General features: G+C 75.0%; 13 protein-coding genes. 11 read left to right on the top strand and 2 right to left on the bottom strand.

Annotation, left to right across the window (positions count from 1 at the left end; genetic code table 11):
* Positions 1 to 24: 24 nt before the first annotated feature.
* Positions 25 to 1,446 carry an MFS transporter gene (locus tag IF43_RS0117835; RefSeq protein ID WP_234332269.1) on the bottom strand — a complete coding sequence of 474 codons (1,422 nt, stop codon included), beginning with the start codon at positions 1,444 to 1,446 and terminating at the stop codon, positions 25 to 27.
* A gap of 93 nt (positions 1,447 to 1,539) precedes the next feature.
* Between IF43_RS0117835 and IF43_RS0117830 the strand changes: the two genes are divergently transcribed.
* The 7 genes from IF43_RS0117830 to IF43_RS0117800 all read left to right on the top strand — a co-directional run bounded on the left by IF43_RS0117830 (position 1,540) and on the right by IF43_RS0117800 (position 11,584).
* Positions 1,540 to 2,511 (top strand): LysR family transcriptional regulator, encoded by a 972-nt coding sequence (locus IF43_RS0117830; protein ID WP_030201221.1) that lies wholly within the window; start codon positions 1,540 to 1,542, stop codon positions 2,509 to 2,511.
* A 165-nt stretch (positions 2,512 to 2,676) separates the two neighbouring features.
* Positions 2,677 to 4,038, top strand: a complete 1,362-nt coding sequence (locus IF43_RS0117825) for a nitrate/nitrite transporter (protein WP_030201219.1) — start codon at positions 2,677 to 2,679, stop codon at positions 4,036 to 4,038.
* A 139-nt stretch (positions 4,039 to 4,177) separates the two neighbouring features.
* Positions 4,178 to 5,458 carry a uroporphyrinogen-III synthase gene (locus IF43_RS0117820; RefSeq protein WP_078910259.1) on the top strand — a complete coding sequence of 427 codons (1,281 nt, stop codon included), beginning with the start codon at positions 4,178 to 4,180 and terminating at the stop codon, positions 5,456 to 5,458.
* A gap of 251 nt (positions 5,459 to 5,709) precedes the next feature.
* Positions 5,710 to 6,300: an ABATE domain-containing protein gene (locus IF43_RS0117815; RefSeq protein ID WP_030201213.1), complete on the top strand. Its 591-nt coding sequence runs from the start codon at positions 5,710 to 5,712 to the stop codon at positions 6,298 to 6,300.
* Positions 6,301 to 6,480: 180 nt separating this feature from the next.
* Positions 6,481 to 8,907, top strand: coding sequence for a UvrD-helicase domain-containing protein (locus IF43_RS0117810; protein ID WP_030201210.1), 2,427 nt, complete (start codon positions 6,481 to 6,483; stop codon positions 8,905 to 8,907).
* 464 nt (positions 8,908 to 9,371) lie between these two features.
* On the top strand, positions 9,372 to 10,805 hold the full coding sequence (locus IF43_RS0117805; protein ID WP_030201208.1) for an NAD-dependent malic enzyme: 1,434 nt from the start codon (positions 9,372 to 9,374) through the stop codon (positions 10,803 to 10,805).
* A 497-nt stretch (positions 10,806 to 11,302) separates the two neighbouring features.
* Positions 11,303 to 11,584, top strand: coding sequence for an HU family DNA-binding protein (locus tag IF43_RS0117800; RefSeq protein WP_007382399.1), 282 nt, complete (start codon positions 11,303 to 11,305; stop codon positions 11,582 to 11,584).
* 278 nt (positions 11,585 to 11,862) lie between these two features.
* On the opposite strand, the gene murA is transcribed toward IF43_RS0117800, so the two are convergent.
* A complete protein-coding gene (gene murA, locus IF43_RS0117795) occupies positions 11,863 to 13,203 on the bottom strand; it encodes a UDP-N-acetylglucosamine 1-carboxyvinyltransferase (RefSeq protein WP_030201204.1) in 1,341 nt (446 codons plus the stop codon).
* A gap of 264 nt (positions 13,204 to 13,467) precedes the next feature.
* Between murA and IF43_RS0117790 the strand changes: the two genes are divergently transcribed.
* The 4 genes from IF43_RS0117790 (at position 13,468) to IF43_RS0117775 (ending at position 17,523) form a co-directional block, all read left to right on the top strand.
* On the top strand, positions 13,468 to 14,028 hold the full coding sequence (locus IF43_RS0117790) for a YqgE/AlgH family protein (protein ID WP_030201201.1): 561 nt from the start codon (positions 13,468 to 13,470) through the stop codon (positions 14,026 to 14,028).
* 89 nt (positions 14,029 to 14,117) lie between these two features.
* Positions 14,118 to 14,405 (top strand): DUF3039 domain-containing protein, encoded by a 288-nt coding sequence (locus tag IF43_RS0117785; RefSeq protein WP_030201199.1) that lies wholly within the window; start codon positions 14,118 to 14,120, stop codon positions 14,403 to 14,405.
* Between the two features lie 255 nt (positions 14,406 to 14,660).
* Positions 14,661 to 16,364 carry a beta-N-acetylhexosaminidase gene (locus tag IF43_RS0117780; RefSeq protein ID WP_030201196.1) on the top strand — a complete coding sequence of 568 codons (1,704 nt, stop codon included), beginning with the start codon at positions 14,661 to 14,663 and terminating at the stop codon, positions 16,362 to 16,364.
* Positions 16,365 to 16,644: 280 nt separating this feature from the next.
* Positions 16,645 to 17,523, top strand: a complete 879-nt coding sequence (locus IF43_RS0117775) for a xanthine dehydrogenase family protein subunit M (RefSeq protein WP_030201194.1) — start codon at positions 16,645 to 16,647, stop codon at positions 17,521 to 17,523.
* Positions 17,524 to 17,650 lie beyond the last annotated feature (127 nt).

Raw genomic sequence — 17,650 nt, 5'->3', positions numbered from 1 at the left:
GGAGCGTACGAGGGCGGGCGCGGGTCACACCGAGCGGGGGGCCCGGTCGCGGAGTTGGGGGAGGGCGAGGAGCAGTGCCGTGAGCGCGGCGGCCGGGGGGAGGGCGTAGGCGGGGACCGGGCCCAGGTGGTCGACCGCGGTGCCGGCGGTGGCCGCGCCCGCGGAGATGCCCGCCAGCAGGGCGGTCACGGACAGGGTCATGGCCTCGTTGAGGCGGCCGGCCGGGCTCAGCCGCTGGACCAGCGACATGCCCGTCACCATCGTCGGGGCGGTCGCCATGCCCGCCGTGAGCAGGGCCACGGCCAGCAGCGGCACCGCCCCGGTGGCGGCGGCGCCCAGCGGCAGCGCCATCAGCACCGCCATCGCCGCGACGCACGCCACGAGCCGGCGCCGCGGTGCCGCCGCCGGGCGCAGGGTGCCGTACAGCAGCCCGGCCAGGCAGGAGCCCAGTGCCTGCAGGGCGAGGACCGGGCCCGCGCCGGAGGTCAGGCCGTGCCCGTCGAGGAAGGCGATCGAGACCACCTCCATCGACCCGAACACCGCCCCCATCGCCAGGAACATCGCCAGCAGCGCCGGCATCCCCGGCGCCCGGAGCGGGGCCGCGCCGCGCGCCGCCGCACCGCCCACCGGCGGCTCGGTGGAGCGCTGGGCGCAGAAGACGGCCATGCCGGTCAGCAGCAGCGCGGCGCCCACCAGCGTGCCGGCCTCGGGGAACAGGGTCCCGCAGAGGAAGGCGGCCAGGACGGGGCCGAGCATGAAGCACAGTTCGTCGGCGGCCTGTTCGAAGGAGTTCGCGGTGTGCCGGGCCGCCGCGTCCGCCCGCAGCAGGTGCGCCCAGCGGGCCCGCGACATGCCGCCGATGTTCGGCGTGGTCGCGGTGGCGGCGTACGCGGCGAACAGCGTCCAGTCCGGGGCGTGCGTACGGACGCACACCACCAGGGCGAGCGAGCCGAGCACCGCCACGACCGTGGCCGGGACGGCGATCCGGGCCTGCCCGTACCGGTCCACCAGCCGGGCCGTCCCCGGGCCGACCACCGCGGTGGCGGCCAGGCCGGTGGCGGTGACCGCGCCGGCCAGGGCGTACGAGCCGCGCTGCCCGGCGATCATCATGACGGCGCTGACGCCGAACATGCCCATGGGGAGGCGGGCGATCAGGTTCCCGGCGGTGAAGGCCCGGGCGCCGGGGACCGCCAGCAGGCGCCGGTACGGGGCCACGGGGCGCAGGGCCCGGGCCGCGAACCGGCGCGCGGCCCCGGCCGCGGCCCGGCCCACGGCCCCGCGCGGCCGCCGCGGGGCGGCGGCCGAAGAGGTGGCGGCCGAAGCGGCGCAGCCCGAGGCGACGCCGGAGGAGGCGGTGGAGGAGGCGATGGAGGAGGCGGCGCGGACGGGGGCGGCGGGGACGGGGGCGGCGACGAGGGTGGTTCCCGTGACGGTCAGAAGGGCCATGCCGATCATGCTGGCCCGGGCCCCGGGCCCCGGTCCAACACCTGATCAGCCCCCATTCACGCACCCGTGTTGTCAGTCGGCTAGGGTCGCCGCGTGACACCCGACGTCGACCCCCGCCTGCTGCGCGGCTTCACGGCCGTCGCCGAGGAGCTGCACTTCACCCGCGCCGCCGCCCGGCTCTTCGTCGCCCAGCAGGCCCTCAGCCGCGATGTCCGCCGCCTCGAACGGGTCCTGGGCGCCGACCTGTTCGTCCGCACCACCCGCCACGTCACCCTCACCCCCGAGGGCGAGCGGCTGCTGCCGCACGCGCGCCGCGTGCTGGAGGCGTACGACGACCTCGCCGCGGCCTTCGGCGCCGGCGAGGAGGCCCGCCCCCTCCTGGTCGACCTCAACACCGACGGCCCCAGCACCGGCCGCCTGGTCCTGGAACGGGCCCGCGAACTCGCCCCCGGCTGCGAGCTGATGGCCCGCTTCGAGAGCGGACTCACCCACGCCGCCGCCGAGATCGCCGCCGGCCGCCTCGACGTCTCCTTCGGCCGCGTCGCCGGGCTCGACCCCGCCCTGCGCGCCCGCCTCGACCACCAGCCCGTACGCTTCGAACCCCTCGCGGTGCTGCTGCCGGACGGCCACCCGCTCGCCGGCGCGGACGCCGTACCGCTCGACGCGCTCGCCGGCGAGACCGTCTACGCCGGCGCCGGCAACCCCCGCACGCTGGAGTGGACCGACCTGGCCCGGCAGCTCTTCGCCGGGCGGGGCACGGCCCTCGCCCCGCCGGCCCCGGTGGCCGTCGGCAAGGAGGAGTTCCGCCGCGTCATGGCCAAGACCCGCAACCCCGTGCTGGTCACCGTCGACTTCCTCGACATGCCCGGCTCGGTCAAACGGCCGCTCGTGGCGCCCGTACCGCTGTCCCCGCTGTCGATGGTCTGGCGCAAGGGCCTCCACCACCCCGGGCTCGACGCCCTGCGCACGGCCGCGGCCGCCCTGGGCGCCGACCGCGGCTGGCTGCGGCGGCCGGCCGACAGCTGGCTGCCGGAAGGCGACGCGGCCGTGATGCGCACCCGGTAGCCGCCCGGCACCCGCCCCGCCCGCTGCACGGGCCGCTCACAGCGGCCCGCGCGGCCGGGTGAGAGCAACGTTCCGCAGCGGTCACCGCACGGGCACGGGGGCCGAAACCCGCCCCTCCTACGGTCCTTGCCACGGACAGGACCGGCAGCGTTGTGGAGGCGTGTGATGGGTGCAGGGCGCACTGGGGGCCGCTGGATCGAGCGGTGGGACCCCGAGGACGAGCAGTTCTGGCAGGAGACGGGCGAACGGGTGGCCCGCCGCAACCTGGTCTACTCCGTCCTCTCCGAACACATCGGCTTCTCCGTCTGGACCCTGTGGTCCGTGATGGTGCTCTTCATGGGGCCGGAGTACGGCATCGATCCGGCCGGCAAGTTCTTCCTCATCGGCACCGCCACGCTCGTCGGCGCGTTCGCCCGGATCCCGTACACCTTCGCCGTCGCCCTGTTCGGCGGCCGCAACTGGACGGTCGTCAGCGCCCTCATGCTGCTCGCGCCGCTCGGGGCGGCGTACGCCGTGATGGAACCCGGCACCTCGTACGGCACCTTCGTGCTGGTGGCCGCCCTCACCGGCGTCGGCGGCGGCAACTTCGCCTCCTCCATGACCAACATCAACGCCTTCTTCCCCCTCCGGAAGAAGGGCTGGGCGCTCGGCCTCAACGCAGGCGGCGGCAACATCGGCGTCCCCGTCCTCCAGCTCGCCGGCCTGCTCGTCATCGGCACCGCCGGCGCCGGCCGGCCCCGGCTGCTGCTGGCCGCCTACATCCCGCTGGTGCTGATCGCCGCGGGCCTGGCCTGGGCGCGCATGGACAACCTCGCGGCGGTCAGCAACGACACCGGCGCGGTGCGCGAGGCCCTGCGCCAGGGCCACACCTGGATCATGGCCTTCCTGTACATCGGGACCTTCGGCTCCTTCATCGGCTACAGCTTCGCCTTCGGGCTGGTGCTCCAGACCCAGTTCGGCCGTACGCCGCTCCAGGCCGCCTCGCTGACCTTCGTCGGCCCGCTGCTCGGCTCGCTGGTCAGGCCCGTCGGCGGACGGCTCGCCGACCGGTTCGGCGGCGCCCGCATCACGCTCGGCACGTTCCTCGCCATGGCCGCCGCGACCGGGGTCGTGGTCCTCGCCTCGGTCCGGGAGTCGCTGCCGGTCTTCCTCGTCGGCTTCACCGCCCTGTTCGTCCTCAGCGGGCTCGGCAACGGCTCCACGTACAAGATGATCCCGGGCATCTTCATGAACCAGGCCCTGGCCCGCGGCCTGGCCGGGGACGACGCGGCCGCCTACGGGCGGCGGCTGTCGGGCGCCGCCATGGGCCTGATCGGCGCGGTCGGCGCGGTCGGCGGACTGGGCGTCAACCTCGCCTTCCGGGAGGCTTTCCTGACCTCCGGCACCGGCACCGCCGCGTACACCGCCTTCCTCGGCTTCTACGCCCTGTGCTGCGCGGTCACCTGGGCGGTATACCTTCGCCGGCCCGCCGGCAGCCGCGTGATCGCCTCCAGCGCGGAGACGGCCCCGCAGCTGACGTCCGTCTGAGCGCGGGCCGGGTGACGCAAGGCACCCGGCCCGACGCCCGTGTTACCCGGGTGAAATACCGGTGAACCGAACCCGTCACGCCGCGTTGGCAGGCTCGGACGCGTCGCACCGCCCCCCTTTGCGCTAGGCAGGGACCCGCATGGACACCACCATCCGCCCCCACCACGAACCGTCCCGGAGCGCCCCGGCTCCGCGGCCGGCCGCCGCCGCGGCGGCACCCCCCGCCTGCGAGGGCGCCCCCGCGCCGGGTGCGGCCCCCGCCCCGCAGGCCCCCGCCGCCGTGGGGGAGCGCGCCCCCGGGCCGCTGGCCGGGTTCACCGTCGGCGTCACCGCCGCCCGGCGCGCCGACGAGCTCGCCGCCCTGCTGCGCCGCCGCGGGGCCGCCGTCCTGCACGCCCCCGCGCTGCGCATCGTCCCGCTGGCCGACGACGCGGAGCTGCTGGCCGCCACCAAGGACCTCATCGGCACGGCCCCCGACACCGTCGTCGCCACCACCGCCATCGGCTTCCGCGGCTGGATCGAGGCCGCCGACGGCTGGGGCGTGGGCGAGGACCTGCTGGCCCGGCTGCGCGACGCCCGGTTGCTGGCCCGCGGGCCCAAGGTCAAGGGCGCGATCCGCGCCGCCGGACTCACCGAGGAGTGGTCGCCCGACTCCGAGTCCCTCGCCGAGGTGCTCGACCGGCTCCTCGGCGAGGGCGTGGCCGGCCGGCGCATCGCCCTCCAGCTGCACGGCGAACCGCTGCCCGGGTTCGTCGAGGCGCTGCGCGACGGCGGCGCCGACGTGGTCGTCGTCCCCGTCTACAGGTGGCTGCCGCCGGAGGACCCGACCCCGCTCGACCGGCTGCTCGACGCGGTCGTGGCCCGCTCCCTCGACGCCGTCAGCTTCACCTCCGCGCCCGCCGCCGCCTCGCTGCTGAGCCGGGCCGAGGAGCGGGGCCTGCTGCCGGACGTCCTCGCCGCCTTCGGCGGGGACGTCCTGGCCGCCTGCGTGGGGCCGGTGACCGCCCTGCCGCTGCAGGCCCACGGCGTCTCCACCGCCGCGCCCGAACGCTTCCGGCTCGGGCCGCTCGTGCAGCTCCTGTGCCGCGAACTGCCCGCCCGGGCCCGGACCCTGCCCGTCGCCGGCCACCGCGTCGAGATCCGGGGGCACGCGGTGCTCGTCGACGCCGAGCTGCGCCCGGTGCCGCCGGCCGGCATGGCGCTGCTGCGGGCCCTGGCCCGCCGGCCGGGCTGGGTGGTCGCCCGCGCGGAGCTGCTGCGCGCCCTGCCGGGCGCGGGCCGCGACGAGCACGCCGTCGAGACCGCCATGGCCCGGCTGCGCGCGGCCCTCGGCTCCGCCAAGCTGATCCAGACCGTCGTCAAGCGCGGCTACCGCCTCGCCCTCGACCCGGCGGCGGACGCCAAGTACGCCGAGGGCTAGGGCGATGCGGCGGACATCGTGGACGTTGTGCTCCTCGACGTCCGTGCGGAGCCCGGCCGCCGCTGTGAAGTCCGGGCGGACATGGCACACCTCCGCTGCGGCATACGTGCCGTACGACGGTGGCGGAGGCCGCAACACAAAGACCGGGGAACGGGTGCGTCCGCGGGGTTTCGGTCCGGGGGCGGGCGGGGCACTCTGGAGGAGCGTGACGGCACGTTCACCGGTGTGACCTTCGAGGCGGTGGCAGGCGCATGGCTGCGGGCACGGGCTCGGGCTCCCACGAGCTGTGGTTCGACTCCGGGCGGGTCTGCCTGGACCTGGTCAACACGGCCGCGCCCGAGGAGCGGCTGGCGGAGGCACCCCGGCTGCGGCAGTGGCTGCTGGGGGCCGGGCTGGTCCCCCGGGGGACCCCGCTCGACCGGGTCGCGTACGACTGGCTGCCGCCCTTCCGCGCGCTGCGCGCCGACCTCGCGGAGCTGGTGGCCGCGGCCCTGCGCGGGCTGCCGGCCGGCGAGGCCCTGGAGCGGGTCAACACGCTCGCGCTCGGTACGCCGCCGGGCCTGTACGCCGTACGGGGGGACGGCGGCGGGCTCGTCCGGCAGCTGCGCGGGGCCGACTGCGCGGCGCTGCTGGCGGCGGTGGCCCGCGACGGGCTCGTGCTCCTGACCGACCCGGAGGCGATGGCGCTGCTGCGGGCGTGCGACGGGGACGGCTGCACCCGGGTCTACCTCGACACCTCGCGCGGGCACCGGCGGCGGTGGTGCTCGTCGGAGCTGTGCGGCAACCGGGAGCGGGTGGCCCGGCACCGGCGCCGGGCGCTGGCGGCGGGGCCCTCGGCGTAGGGCGCGCCCACCGCTCCCGTGCGGGCCGACGGGCCCGGCACCCCGGGCGCGGAGCCCCGTCCGCGGCCGGACGCGGCCCGCCGGGTGGGCGTGCCGGGACCCGGGTGCAGCGGAACGACCGCCCGCACCCGCGGGGGGTACCCTGGACGGTCGCCCAGAACGACCAGAAGGGGGCCCTCGGTGGCCGCGCAGGAAGCCACGGAAGAGACTCTCCGTGATCGGGAGATCGCGCTTGAGCAGACTCACCTGGACCAGGTGTACCGCCGTCTCGAGGAGAAGATCCACGAGGCGGAGTTCCTGATGAACGACGCGGCCAAGCGCGGCCAGGTCGGCACGCCCGGCGCGCTCGCCGAGCGCGACGCGCAGGTGTTCCGCGCGGGGGTCCACCTCAACCGGCTGAACAACGAGTTCGAGGACTTCCTCTTCGGACGCATCGACCTCGTGCTCGGCAAGGACGGCAAGCGCGGCCCCGACGGCGCGTACACCTCGGTGGAGCCGGCCGACGACGCCATCCGGGACGACCTGACCGCCGACATCGCCGAGACCCTCCACATCGGGCGGATCGGCGTCCTCGACGCGGACTACTCGCCGCTGGTCATCGACTGGCGCGCCCCCGCCGCCGCGCCCTTCTACCGCTCCACGCCCAAGGACCCCGGCCGCGTGGTGCGCCGCCGCGTGATCCGCTCCAAGGGCCGCAAGGTGCTCGGCGTCGAGGACGACCTCATGCGCCCCGAGGTCACCGCCCGGCTGGACGGCGAGGAGCTGCCGGCGATCGGCGACGGCGCCCTGATGGCCTCGCTCGGCCGGGCCCGTACGCACACCATGCGCGACATCGTCTCGTCGATCCAGGCCGAGCAGGACCTCGTCATCCGCGCCCCCGCCGCCTCCGTCGCGGAGGTCTCCGGCGGCCCCGGCACGGGCAAGACCGCCGTCGCCCTGCACCGCGCCGCCTACCTGCTCTACCAGGACCGGCGCCGGTACGCGGGCGGCATCCTGATCGTCTCCCCGACGCCCCTGCTGGTGGCCTACACCGAGGGTGTGCTGCCCTCGCTCGGCGAGGAGGGCCAGGTCGCCATCCGCGCGCTCGGCTCGCTGGTCGACGGCGCCGAGGCGACGACGTACGACGAGCCGTCGGTCTCCCGCATCAAGGGCTCCTCGCGGATGCTCAAGGTCCTGCGGAAGGCCGTCCGCGGCGCCCTGGAGCTCGGCGGCCCGGCCGGGCCCGCGCCCGAGCGGCTGCGGGTGGTCGCCTTCAACCGGCGCCAGGAGCTGGAGGCCGACGAGCTCGACCGGATCCGGCAGGCCGTGCTCGGCGGCACCGCGCCGGTGAACCTGCTGCGCCCGCGCGCCCGCAAGCTGCTGCTGGACGCCCTGTGGTCCAAGAGCGGCGGCGCCAACCGGCACTCCGATCCGGAGCTGGCCGCCGAGCTGCGGGCCAGCTTCGACGAGGACGTCTCCACCGAGGACCCGTTCATCGAGTTCCTGGACGCCTGGTGGCCCGAGCTCACCCCGCGCCGGGTGCTGGCCGCCATGGCCGACGAGAAGCGGCTGGGCCGCTGGTCGCGCCGGGTGCTGAACCCGCGCGAGACCCGGCAGCTCGCCCGCTCCCTGCGCCGGGTCGGCCCGGACGGCACCGGGCCGCTGTCCGTGCACGACGTGGCCCTGCTGGACGAGCTCCACGGCCTGCTGGGCGCGCCCGCCCGGCCCAGGAAGAAGCGGGAGCTCGACCCGCTGGACCAGCTCACCGGGCTCGAGGAGCTCATGCCCCGCCGCGAGGAGACGCAGCGCGAGCGGGCCGAGCGGCTGGCGGCGGAGCGCACGGAGTACGCCCACGTCATCGTCGACGAGGCGCAGGACCTGACGCCCATGCAGTGGCGGATGGTCGGCCGGCGCGGCCGCACCGCGACGTGGACGGTCGTGGGCGACCCGGCGCAGTCCTCGTGGACGGTCCCCGACGAGGCCGCCGAGGCCCGTGACGAGGCGCTGGGCTCACGGCCGCGCCGGCGCTTCACCCTGACCGTGAACTACCGCAACCCCGCGGAGATCGCGGAGCTGGCGAAGAAGGTGCTGCAGCGGGCGATGCCGGGGATGGAGTCGCCGTCGGCGGTCCGGTCGACCGGGCTGCAGCCGCGGTTCACGGCGGTGGCCGCGGCGGCCGGCGGGGACGCCGGATCCGGCACCGCGCCGGGCGGCGCGGCGGAGTCCGGGGCCGGCGGCGCGGCGCGGGCCGGCTCGCGGGCCCGCTCCGGCGGCGGCCCGGTGCCCGTGGCGGGCCTCGGGGAGGCCGTGCGGGAGGAAACGGTCCGGCTGCTGGCTCAGGTGGACGGCACCGTGGGCGTCGTGGTCGCCATGGACCGCCGCGAGGAGGCCGCGGGCTGGCTCGCCGGCCTCGGCGAGCGGGCGGTGGCCCTGGGCAGCCTGGAGGCGAAGGGCCTGGAGTACGACGCGACGGTCGTGGTCTCGCCCGCGGAGATCGCCGAGGAGTCGCCGGCCGGGCTGCGGGTGCTGTACGTCGCCCTGACGCGGGCCACGCAGCAGCTGACCGTGGTCTCCGGACCGGGTGACCGGCCGGACGCGGCCGGCGTCCCGGAGCTCCTGCGCGACTGACGCCGGGGCGCGGCCGGCCGATGAGGCCGGGCCGGTGGCGGCTGGGACGGTGGCGGCTGGGCCGATCGGTTCCACCTGGTGAGCAAGTCGGTGCAGGGAGGTCCCGTCCCGGGGATCGTTTGTTAGCCTTGGTGAGGCACCGGCTCGATCCAAGCCCCCGGGCCCAACCTTCGTCGCTTAGAGCGACCACTTGCCGCGAGGCGAGCATGGCGGGTCGGTGTCATAGACGTTCATACAGGTCCGCGCCCTTCCTTCGGGGAGGGCGCGGACCTTTTTTGGTGTCCGCGCACACTTCCCCGACTCCCAACTCTCTCGTATGGTGGAAGAGTCTTTCCGAAACTTGTAGCTGGTTACCGAATACCGGCTGGTAGGTGGGACGATCGGACAACACGTCCTACCGCGTTCGTGCGCGGGGTCAGGGGGGCGTGCGCAAGTGAAGCAAGGGAAAGCAGAGGAACACGGCCATGGCAACGGCGCCCAGCGTCTCGTACTCGATGACGGTCCGCCTGGAGGTGCCCGCGAGCGGAACCGCGGTCTCCCAGCTCACCACCGCCGTGGAGTCCTCCGGAGGGTCGGTCACCGGTCTGGACGTCACGGCCTCAGGCCACGAGAAGCTCCGGATCGACGTCACCATCGCCGCGACGTCCACCGCCCACGCCGACGAGATCGTCCAGAAGCTGCGCGGGATCGAGGGCGTCACCCTCGGCAAGGTCTCCGACCGCACCTTCCTGATGCACCTCGGCGGCAAGATCGAGATGGCGTCGAAGCACCCCATCCGCAACCGTGACGACCTGTCCATGATCTACACCCCGGGCGTGGCCCGCGTGTGCATGGCGATCGCCGAGAACCCCGAGGACGCCCGGCGCCTCACCATCAAGCGCAACTCCGTCGCGGTGGTGACGGACGGCTCCGCCGTGCTCGGCCTCGGCAACATCGGCCCCAAGGCCGCACTGCCCGTCATGGAGGGCAAGGCGGCCCTCTTCAAGCGGTTCGCCGGCATCGACGCCTGGCCGATCTGCCTGGACACCCAGGACACCGACGAGATCGTCGCGATCGTCAAGGCCATCGCCCCCGGCTTCGCCGGCATCAACCTCGAGGACATCTCCGCGCCGCGCTGCTTCGAGATCGAGGCGCGGCTGCGCGAGGCCCTCGACATCCCGGTCTTCCACGACGACCAGCACGGCACGGCGATCGTGGTGCTGGCCTCGCTGACCAACGCCCTGCGCGTGGTCGGCAAGGCCGTCGGCGACGTCAAGGTCGTCATGTCCGGCGCCGGCGCGGCCGGTACCGCCATCCTGAAGCTGCTGATCGCGGCCGGTGTGAAGCACGCCGTGGTCGCCGACATCCACGGCGTCGTGCACGCCGACCGGGCCGACCTGGTCGACGCCGCGGCCGACTCGCCGCTGCGCTGGATCGCCGACAACACCAACCCCGAGGGCGTCACCGGCACGCTCAAGGAGGCGGTCGTCGGCGCCGACGTGTTCATCGGCGTCTCGGCCCCCAACGTGCTGAACGGCGACGACGTCGCGGCCATGGCGGAGGGTGCGATCGTCTTCGCGCTCGCGAACCCGGACCCGGAGGTCGACCCCTCGATCGCCCGGGAGACGGCGGCGGTCGTGGCCACCGGCCGGTCCGACTTCCCGAACCAGATCAACAACGTGCTGGTCTTCCCGGGCGTCTTCCGCGGCCTGCTCGACGCGCAGTCCCGCACCGTGAACACCGACATGATGCTGGCCGCCGCAGCGGCTCTGGCGGACGTCGTCACCGAGGGCGAGCTGAACCCGAACTACATCATCCCGTCGGTCTTCAACGACAAGGTCGCCGGCGCCGTCGCGGGCGCGGTCCGCAACGCCGCCAAGGCCGCCGGCGGGGACGTCGTGGAGCCGTCCTCGATCTGAGCCGCGGTCGCCGACCCCGTTCGACCTGACGCCGCGTCACGCCCGCCGGGTCCGCCCGCGGGCGTGACGCCCCGTCGGAACCGGGGGGTGCGCCGCCGGGCCGGGGCCGCGCCCGGCCGTTGTGAGGGGCGCGCCGCCGGGCCGGGCCGCGCCCGGCCGTTGTGACGGGCCCCACGTCCGGCCCGCCCCCGGCGCGTCGCGGGATGCGGCATCCCTGCGGCCCCTCTAGGGTTGCGTGGATGCCCGCAGCGGTTCGGCGGTCCGTTCGAGGCGGTCCGCATCCAGCGGCGGACGGAGCGTCACGGCGGCGTGACCGTGGCGCTTTTCGTGTGACCCTGGCGGGTGCCGGATTGGCTTTCCCGCCGCTGGTGGGGGCAGGATGCGTAACCGGGCGAGAGGGTCTGACGTCAGACCCGGGTCCGGGGACTGTCCTACGGCCCTGGCAGCATCGGCTTCGATCTCACGCCCCATAGGCAAGTTGAACACGGGAGTACAACATGAACCGCAGTGAGCTGGTGGCCGCGCTGGCCGACCGCGCCGAGGTGACGCGCAAGGACGCCGACGCCGTCCTCGCCGCCTTCGCCGAGACCGTCGGCGAGATCGTCGCCAAGGGCGACGAGAAGGTCACCATCCCCGGCTTCCTGACCTTCGAGCGCACCCACCGTGCCGCTCGCACCGCGCGCAACCCGCAGACCGGCGACCCCATCCAGATCCCGGCCGGCTACAGCGTGAAGGTCTCCGCGGGCTCCAAGCTCAAGGAAGCCGCCAAGGGCAAGTGAGCCCCCGGGGCGTAGCCCCAGGAGCCGCACACCTTGAGGGGGGCTCAGGCCCCCTGGGCGCGTGAGCCCCGGAGCCAGGCCCGACGGCGCGCAGCCGCCACGGCCCGGCCCGCGGACGCCGCTGGGCGTCCCCACGACGACGAAGGGCGGCCACCCGTACGGGGTGGCCGCCCTTTGACGTTCCGGGGCCTCCGGGCCCTCCGGGCCCTCCAGGCACTCCGGGGCCGCCTGGGCGGCCCCGGATGCCGGGACGGTCCTGTCGTCGGACCGTCCTGCCGTCAGACCAGCGAGCCGCCGGGCAGCTCGACCTTCGCGCCCAGCTCCACGAGCTTCTCCATGAAGTTCTCGTAGCCGCGGTTGATGAGGTCGATGCCGTGCACCCGGGAGGTGCCCTCGGCCGCCAGCGCCGCGATCAGGTACGAGAACCCGCCGCGCAGGTCGGGGATGACGAGGTCGGCGCCCTGCAGCTTCGTCGGGCCGGAGACGACCGCCGAGTGCAGGAAGTTGCGCTGGCCGAAGCGGCAGGCCGAGCCGCCCAGGCACTCGCGGTACAGCTGGATGTGCGCGCCCATCTGGTTCAGCGCCGAGGTGAAGCCCAGCCGGGACTCGTACACGGTCTCGTGGACGATGGACAGGCCCGCGGCCTGCGTGAGCGCCACGACCAGCGGCTGCTGCCAGTCGGTCTGGAAGCCGGGGTGCACGTCCGTCTCCAGCGCGATCGCGTTGAGCGGGCCGCCCGGGTGCCAGAAGCGGATGCCGTCGTCGTCGATCTCGAAGGCGCCGCCGACCTTCCGGTACGTGTTGAGGAAGGTCATCATCGAGCGCTGCTGGGCGCCGCGCACGTAGATGTTGCCGCCGGTCGCCAGGGCCGCGGAGGCCCAGGAGGCGGCCTCCAGGCGGTCCGGGAGCGCCTTGTGGTTGTAGCCGCCGAGCCGGTCCACACCGGTGATCCGGATGGTCCGGTCGGTGTCCATGGAGATGATGGCGCCCATCTTCTGCAGGACGCAGATGAGGTCCTCGATCTCCGGCTCCACCGCCGCGTTGGTGAGCTCGGTGACGCCCTCGGCCAGCACGGCCGTCAGAAGCACCTGCTCGGTCGAGCCGACCGAGGGGTAGGGCAGGCGGATCTTGCAGCCGCGCAGCCGCTGCGGGGCCTCCAGGTACTGGCCGTCCTCGCGCTTCTCGATCGTGGCGCCGAACTGGCGCAGCACGTCGAAGTGGAAGTCGATGGGCCGGCCGCCGATGTCGCAGCCGCCCAGGCCCGGGATGAAGGCGTGGCCGAGGCGGTGCAGCAGCGGGCCGCAGAAGAGGATCGGGATGCGCGAGGAGCCCGCGTGCGCGTCGATGTCCGCGACGTTCGCGCTCTCGACGTGGGTGGGGTCCATGACCAGTTCGCCGGGCTCGTCGCCGGGGCGGACCGTCACACCGTGCAGCTGCAGCAGCCCGCGGACCACCCGCACGTCGCGGATGTCGGGCACGTTGCGCAGCCGGCTGGGTTCGCTGCCGAGCAGCGCGGCGACCATGGCCTTCGGCACGAGGTTCTTCGCGCCGCGGACCCGGATCTCGCCCTCCAGCGGGGTGCCGCCGTGGACAAGCAGGACATCGTCTGTGCCGGTCATGAATCTCGCGTTCCGGAGTGGGTGGGCAGGGGGCCAGGGAAAACTGTAAGCGGCTGGAGGCCTTGCCTTGTATGCCCCAGCGGGGCCCATGAGAATGTCATCATTTCGCCACAACACCCTCCGTATCCGATGCGTAGCGGAGGGTGGACTTCCGGTCAGGGGTCGGGTGCGCGCTCCCGTTGCTGCCGTGCGCCCGTCCCGTGCGTAAGGACGAGTTGTGCCGCCCGCTCCCCCTCCGGGGCGAATATGCGGGATCATGTGCCCATGACCGAGGTGTCCTCGCTCACAGGGCGACTGCTCGTCGCCACCCCCGCCCTGGCGGACCCGAACTTCGACCGCGCGGTGGTGCTGCTCCTCGACCACGACGAGGAGGGCTCGCTCGGCGTGGTCCTGAACCGGCCCACCCCGGTCGGCGTCGGCGACATCCTGCTGCCCTGGGCCGACCTCGCCGGCGAGCCCGGCGTCGTGTTCCAGGGCGGCCCGGTCTCCCTCGACTCCGCCCTCGGCGTCGCGGTCATCCCCGGCGACGAGGGCCCGCTGGGCTGGCGCCGGGTGCACGGTGCGATCGGCCTGGTGGACCTGGAGACCCCGCCGGAGCTGCTCGCCAGCGCCCTCGGCTCGCTGCGGATCTTCGCCGGGTACTCCGGTTGGGGGCCCGGGCAGCTGGAGGAGGAGCTGAGCGACGGCGCCTGGTACGTCGTGGAGTCCGAGCCCGGGGACGTCTCCGCCCCCGACCCGGAGCGGCTGTGGCGCTCGGTGCTGCGGCGCCAGCGCAGCGAGCTGGCCATGGTGGCCACCTATCCGGACGACCCCACCCTCAACTGAGACGGTGCACGGCGGACGGTGCACGGCGCACGGCGCGGGACCCGCCCCGCCGCGAGCCCGAGCCGGGCGCGGCCCAGTACCCTTGCGGCATGAGCACTCTTGAGCCCGAGCGCGGCACTGGCACGGGGACCCTCGTAGAGCCGACGCCGCAGGTGTCCCACGGCGACGGCGACCACGAGCGCTTCGCCCACTACGTCCAGAAGGACAAGATCATGGCGAGCGCCCTCGACGGGACCCCCGTCGTCGCGCTCTGCGGCAAGGTCTGGGTCCCGGGCCGCGACCCGAAGAAGTACCCGGTCTGCCCCATGTGCAAGGAGATCTACGACTCCATGGGCCCCGGCGGCGGGGACGACGACAAGGGCGGCAAGGGCAAGTAACCCCGCAGGGGTGGCCCACCGCCGCTGACGCAGGCCTCCGGGCGCGCGCACCCGCGCGCGCCGGGGGCCTGCGTCGCGTCCGGGGCCCGGTCCGCCGCCCGGGGCTTGGTCCGGTGGCGGGGCCTGTGCGGACCTGTGCCGGCCCGGGCGCCGGGCCGCGCCCCTTGCTGCGCCCGGAGGTCTGTGCCCGGCCGGCGGCCTGTGCCGGGTCGGAGGCCTGTGCCGGGTCGGGCCCCGCCAGTAGGGTGCGGCGCCATGAGCGATGTGCGAGACGACCTGTCCCTCATCCCGGCGCCGCTGAGCGTCGAGGCGCCCGCGGACGTCCCGCCGTACGAGCTCACCCGCGCCACCTCCCTCGCCGCCGGCCCCGGCGCCGAGGGCGCCGCCGCCTGGCTGCGCCGCGAGCTCGGCGCGGCCACCGGCCTCCCGCTGCCCGCCCCCGCGCCGGGCGCGCACGACGGGGGGCGCGGCGCAGGCCGCTCCGGTGGAGCCGGTGCGTGCACCGGACTGCGCCTCTCGGTGGACCGGTCGGTCGGGGCCGAGCTCGGTCCCGAGGGCTACCGCCTCACCACCGGCCCCGACGGGGTCGAGATCCTCGGCGGCGGGCCCGCCGGCGTGTTCTGGGGCGCCCAGACCCTGCGCCAGCTGCTCGGCCCGGACGCGTACCGGCGCGCCCCGCTGCCCGGCCGCACCTGGCAGGTGCCGGCGGTGCGGATCGCGGACCGGCCGCGGTTCGGCTGGCGCGGCATGCTGCTCGACACGGCTCGCCACTTCATGCCCAAGGACACCGTCCTGCGGTACGTCGACCTCCTCGCGGCACACAAGCTGAACGTCCTGCACCTCCACCTGACCGACGACCAGGGCTGGCGCATCGAGATCCGCCGCCACCCGAGGCTCACCGAGGTCGGCTCCTGGCGCCCGCGCACCCGCTGGGGCCACCGGGCCTCGCCGCTGTGGAACGAGACCCCGCACGGCGGCTTCTACACCCGGGACGACATCCGCGAGATCGTCGCCTACGCGGCCGCCCGGCACGTGCGCGTCGTCCCCGAGATCGACGTGCCCGGCCACTCGCAGGCGGCCATCGCCGCCTACCCGCACCTCGGCAACACCGACGTCGTCGACACCGGGGCGCTGGAGGTCTGGGACGACTGGGGCGTGAGCCGGAACGTCCTGGCCCCCACGGACGAGGTGCTGCGCTTCTACGAGGGCGTCCTGGAGGAGGTGCTGGAGCTCTTCCCGGCCGAGGTCTCGCCGTTCGTGCACATCGGCGGCGACGAGTGCCCCAAGGACCAGTGGCGCCGCTCGCCGACCGCCCAGTCCCGGATCCGCGAACTCGGGCTGGCGGACGAGGACGAGCTGCAGTCCTGGTTCGTCCGGCACTTCGACCGCTGGCTGGCCGCCCGCGGGCGGCGGCTGATCGGCTGGGACGAGATCCTGGAGGGCGGACTGGCCCCGGGCGCCGCGGTCTCCTCCTGGCGCGGGTACGCGGGCGGGGTCGCGGCCGCCGAGGCCGGGCACGACGTGGTGATGTGCCCGGAGCAGCAGGTGTACCTGGACCACCGTCAGGACGGCGGCCCCGACGAGCCGGTGCCCATCGGGTACGTGCGCACGCTCGCCGACCTGTACCGCTTCGAGCCCGTGCCGCCGGAGTTGGACCCGGCCGCCGCCGCGCACGTCCTGGGCGCCCAGGCCAACGTCTGGACCGAGGTGATGGAGAGCCAGGACCGGGTCGACTACCAGGTGTTCCCGCGGCTGGCCGCGTTCGCGGAGGTGGTGTGGTCGCGGCTGCCGGAGCCGGCCGAGCGCGATCTGGCCGGGTTCGAGGCGCGGTTGACGGGGCACTACGGGCGGCTGGACGCACTGGGCGTCGGCTACCGGCCGCCGTCGGGGCCGCTGCCCTGGCAGCGGCGGCCGGGCGTGCGGGGGCGGCCGATCGAGGGGTCGCCGCCGGGGGCGTGAGCCCTCGAGGCGGTCCGCGGCCGCCTTTCCGGAGCTCTCCGGCCCGGGACCGACAAGTCATATGAGAGTTCATGAACTGCCCGTTGCGTGACACTGTCGGAAGCTTGTGCCCAAGACTGGTCAAACCGGACGTCAGGCCTGGTCGCGGCCGAAGGCCCCCGGCCGCACCCTCGCGTCGCGCGCTCCGGAAGATGTGCCAGAGTTGCCACGTCCCGGCTGTGAAGACGTACCGTACGGCGGACAGCTGTGAGCGCCGGGACATCGGGAAGGGGCAGCTGGGTTGACCACTCACGCACCGCAGGCCGCGCAGTCCGTGACGCTGCCGACCTCGCTCGACGAGGCCGTGGCGGCGCTCGCCGCCATGCCCGCCGCCGTGCCGGTCGCCGGCGGCACCGACCTGATGGCCGCCGTCAACTCCGGGCTGCTGCGTCCCGCCGGGCTGGTCGGCCTCGGCCGCATCAGCGAGATCCGCGGCTGGCAGTACCAGGACGGCCACGCGCTGCTCGGCGCCGGCCTCACGCACGCCCGCATGGGCCGTCCCGACTTCGCCGCACTCATCCCGGCGCTGGCCGCCGCGGCCCGGGCCGCCGGCCCGCCGCAGATCCGCAACGCCGGCACCCTCGGCGGCAACATCGCCAGCGCCGCCCCGACGGGCGACGCGCTGCCGGTGCTGGCCGCGCTGGAGGCCGTACTGGTCATCGCCGGGCCCGGTGGCGCGCGGCGCGAGATCCCGGTCTCCCACCTGCTCGCGGGGCGCGAGATGCTCGGCGCCGGCGAGCTGATCGGCTTCGTGCGGGTGCCGCTGCTGCACGCCCCCCAGGTGTTCCTGAAGGCCACCGGCCGGACCGGCCCGGGCCGCGCCGTGGCCTCCGTGGGGCTGGTGCTGGACCCGGCGCGACGCGGGGTGCGGTGCGCGATCGGCGCGGTGGCGCCGATGCCGCTGCGACCGCTGGAGGCCGAGCGGTGGGTCGCGGGCCTGATCGACTGGGACGGGGACCGGGGGCTCGCTCCCGAGGCGCTGGAGGCCTTCGGTGAGTACGTCGCCATGGCCTGCGTGCCGGACCCCGCGCCGGAACCCGCTTCACCGGCGGTGCTGCACCTGCGGCGGACGGTGGCCGTGCTGGCCCGGAGGGCACTGGGGAGGGCGCTGACCTCATGAGCGAGAACGACAACGTGACGACGACGTCCGAGGGCGCCGGGGCGTGGGGCTGGCAGCCCGTGCCGCAGGGCGGCGACTACGACGCGGACGCGACGGCCTTCGTGAAGCTGCCCGACGAGATGTTCGG

Origin of the sequence: Streptomyces sp. NRRL S-87 (genome assembly GCF_000719335.1) — a bacterium.
Classification (GTDB): domain Bacteria; phylum Actinomycetota; class Actinomycetes; order Streptomycetales; family Streptomycetaceae; genus Streptomyces.
Note: the sequence above shows the minus strand (reverse complement) of the source record. Positions and strands in the feature narration are given on the sequence as shown.

Coding starts and splice junctions, on each gene's coding strand:
- IF43_RS0117835 (WP_234332269.1), bottom strand. CDS start 1,446: ATGGCCCTTCTGACCGTCACGGGAACCACCCTCGTCGCCGCCCCCGTC.
- IF43_RS0117790 (WP_030201201.1), top strand. CDS start 13,468: ATGACCGAGGTGTCCTCGCTCACAGGGCGACTGCTCGTCGCCACCCCC.
- IF43_RS0117780 (WP_030201196.1), top strand. CDS start 14,661: ATGAGCGATGTGCGAGACGACCTGTCCCTCATCCCGGCGCCGCTGAGC.
- IF43_RS0117815 (WP_030201213.1), top strand. CDS start 5,710: ATGGCTGCGGGCACGGGCTCGGGCTCCCACGAGCTGTGGTTCGACTCC.
- IF43_RS0117805 (WP_030201208.1), top strand. CDS start 9,372: ATGGCAACGGCGCCCAGCGTCTCGTACTCGATGACGGTCCGCCTGGAG.
- IF43_RS0117820 (WP_078910259.1), top strand. CDS start 4,178: ATGGACACCACCATCCGCCCCCACCACGAACCGTCCCGGAGCGCCCCG.
- IF43_RS0117825 (WP_030201219.1), top strand. CDS start 2,677: ATGGGTGCAGGGCGCACTGGGGGCCGCTGGATCGAGCGGTGGGACCCC.
- IF43_RS0117800 (WP_007382399.1), top strand. CDS start 11,303: ATGAACCGCAGTGAGCTGGTGGCCGCGCTGGCCGACCGCGCCGAGGTG.
- IF43_RS0117785 (WP_030201199.1), top strand. CDS start 14,118: ATGAGCACTCTTGAGCCCGAGCGCGGCACTGGCACGGGGACCCTCGTA.
- murA (WP_030201204.1), bottom strand. CDS start 13,203: ATGACCGGCACAGACGATGTCCTGCTTGTCCACGGCGGCACCCCGCTG.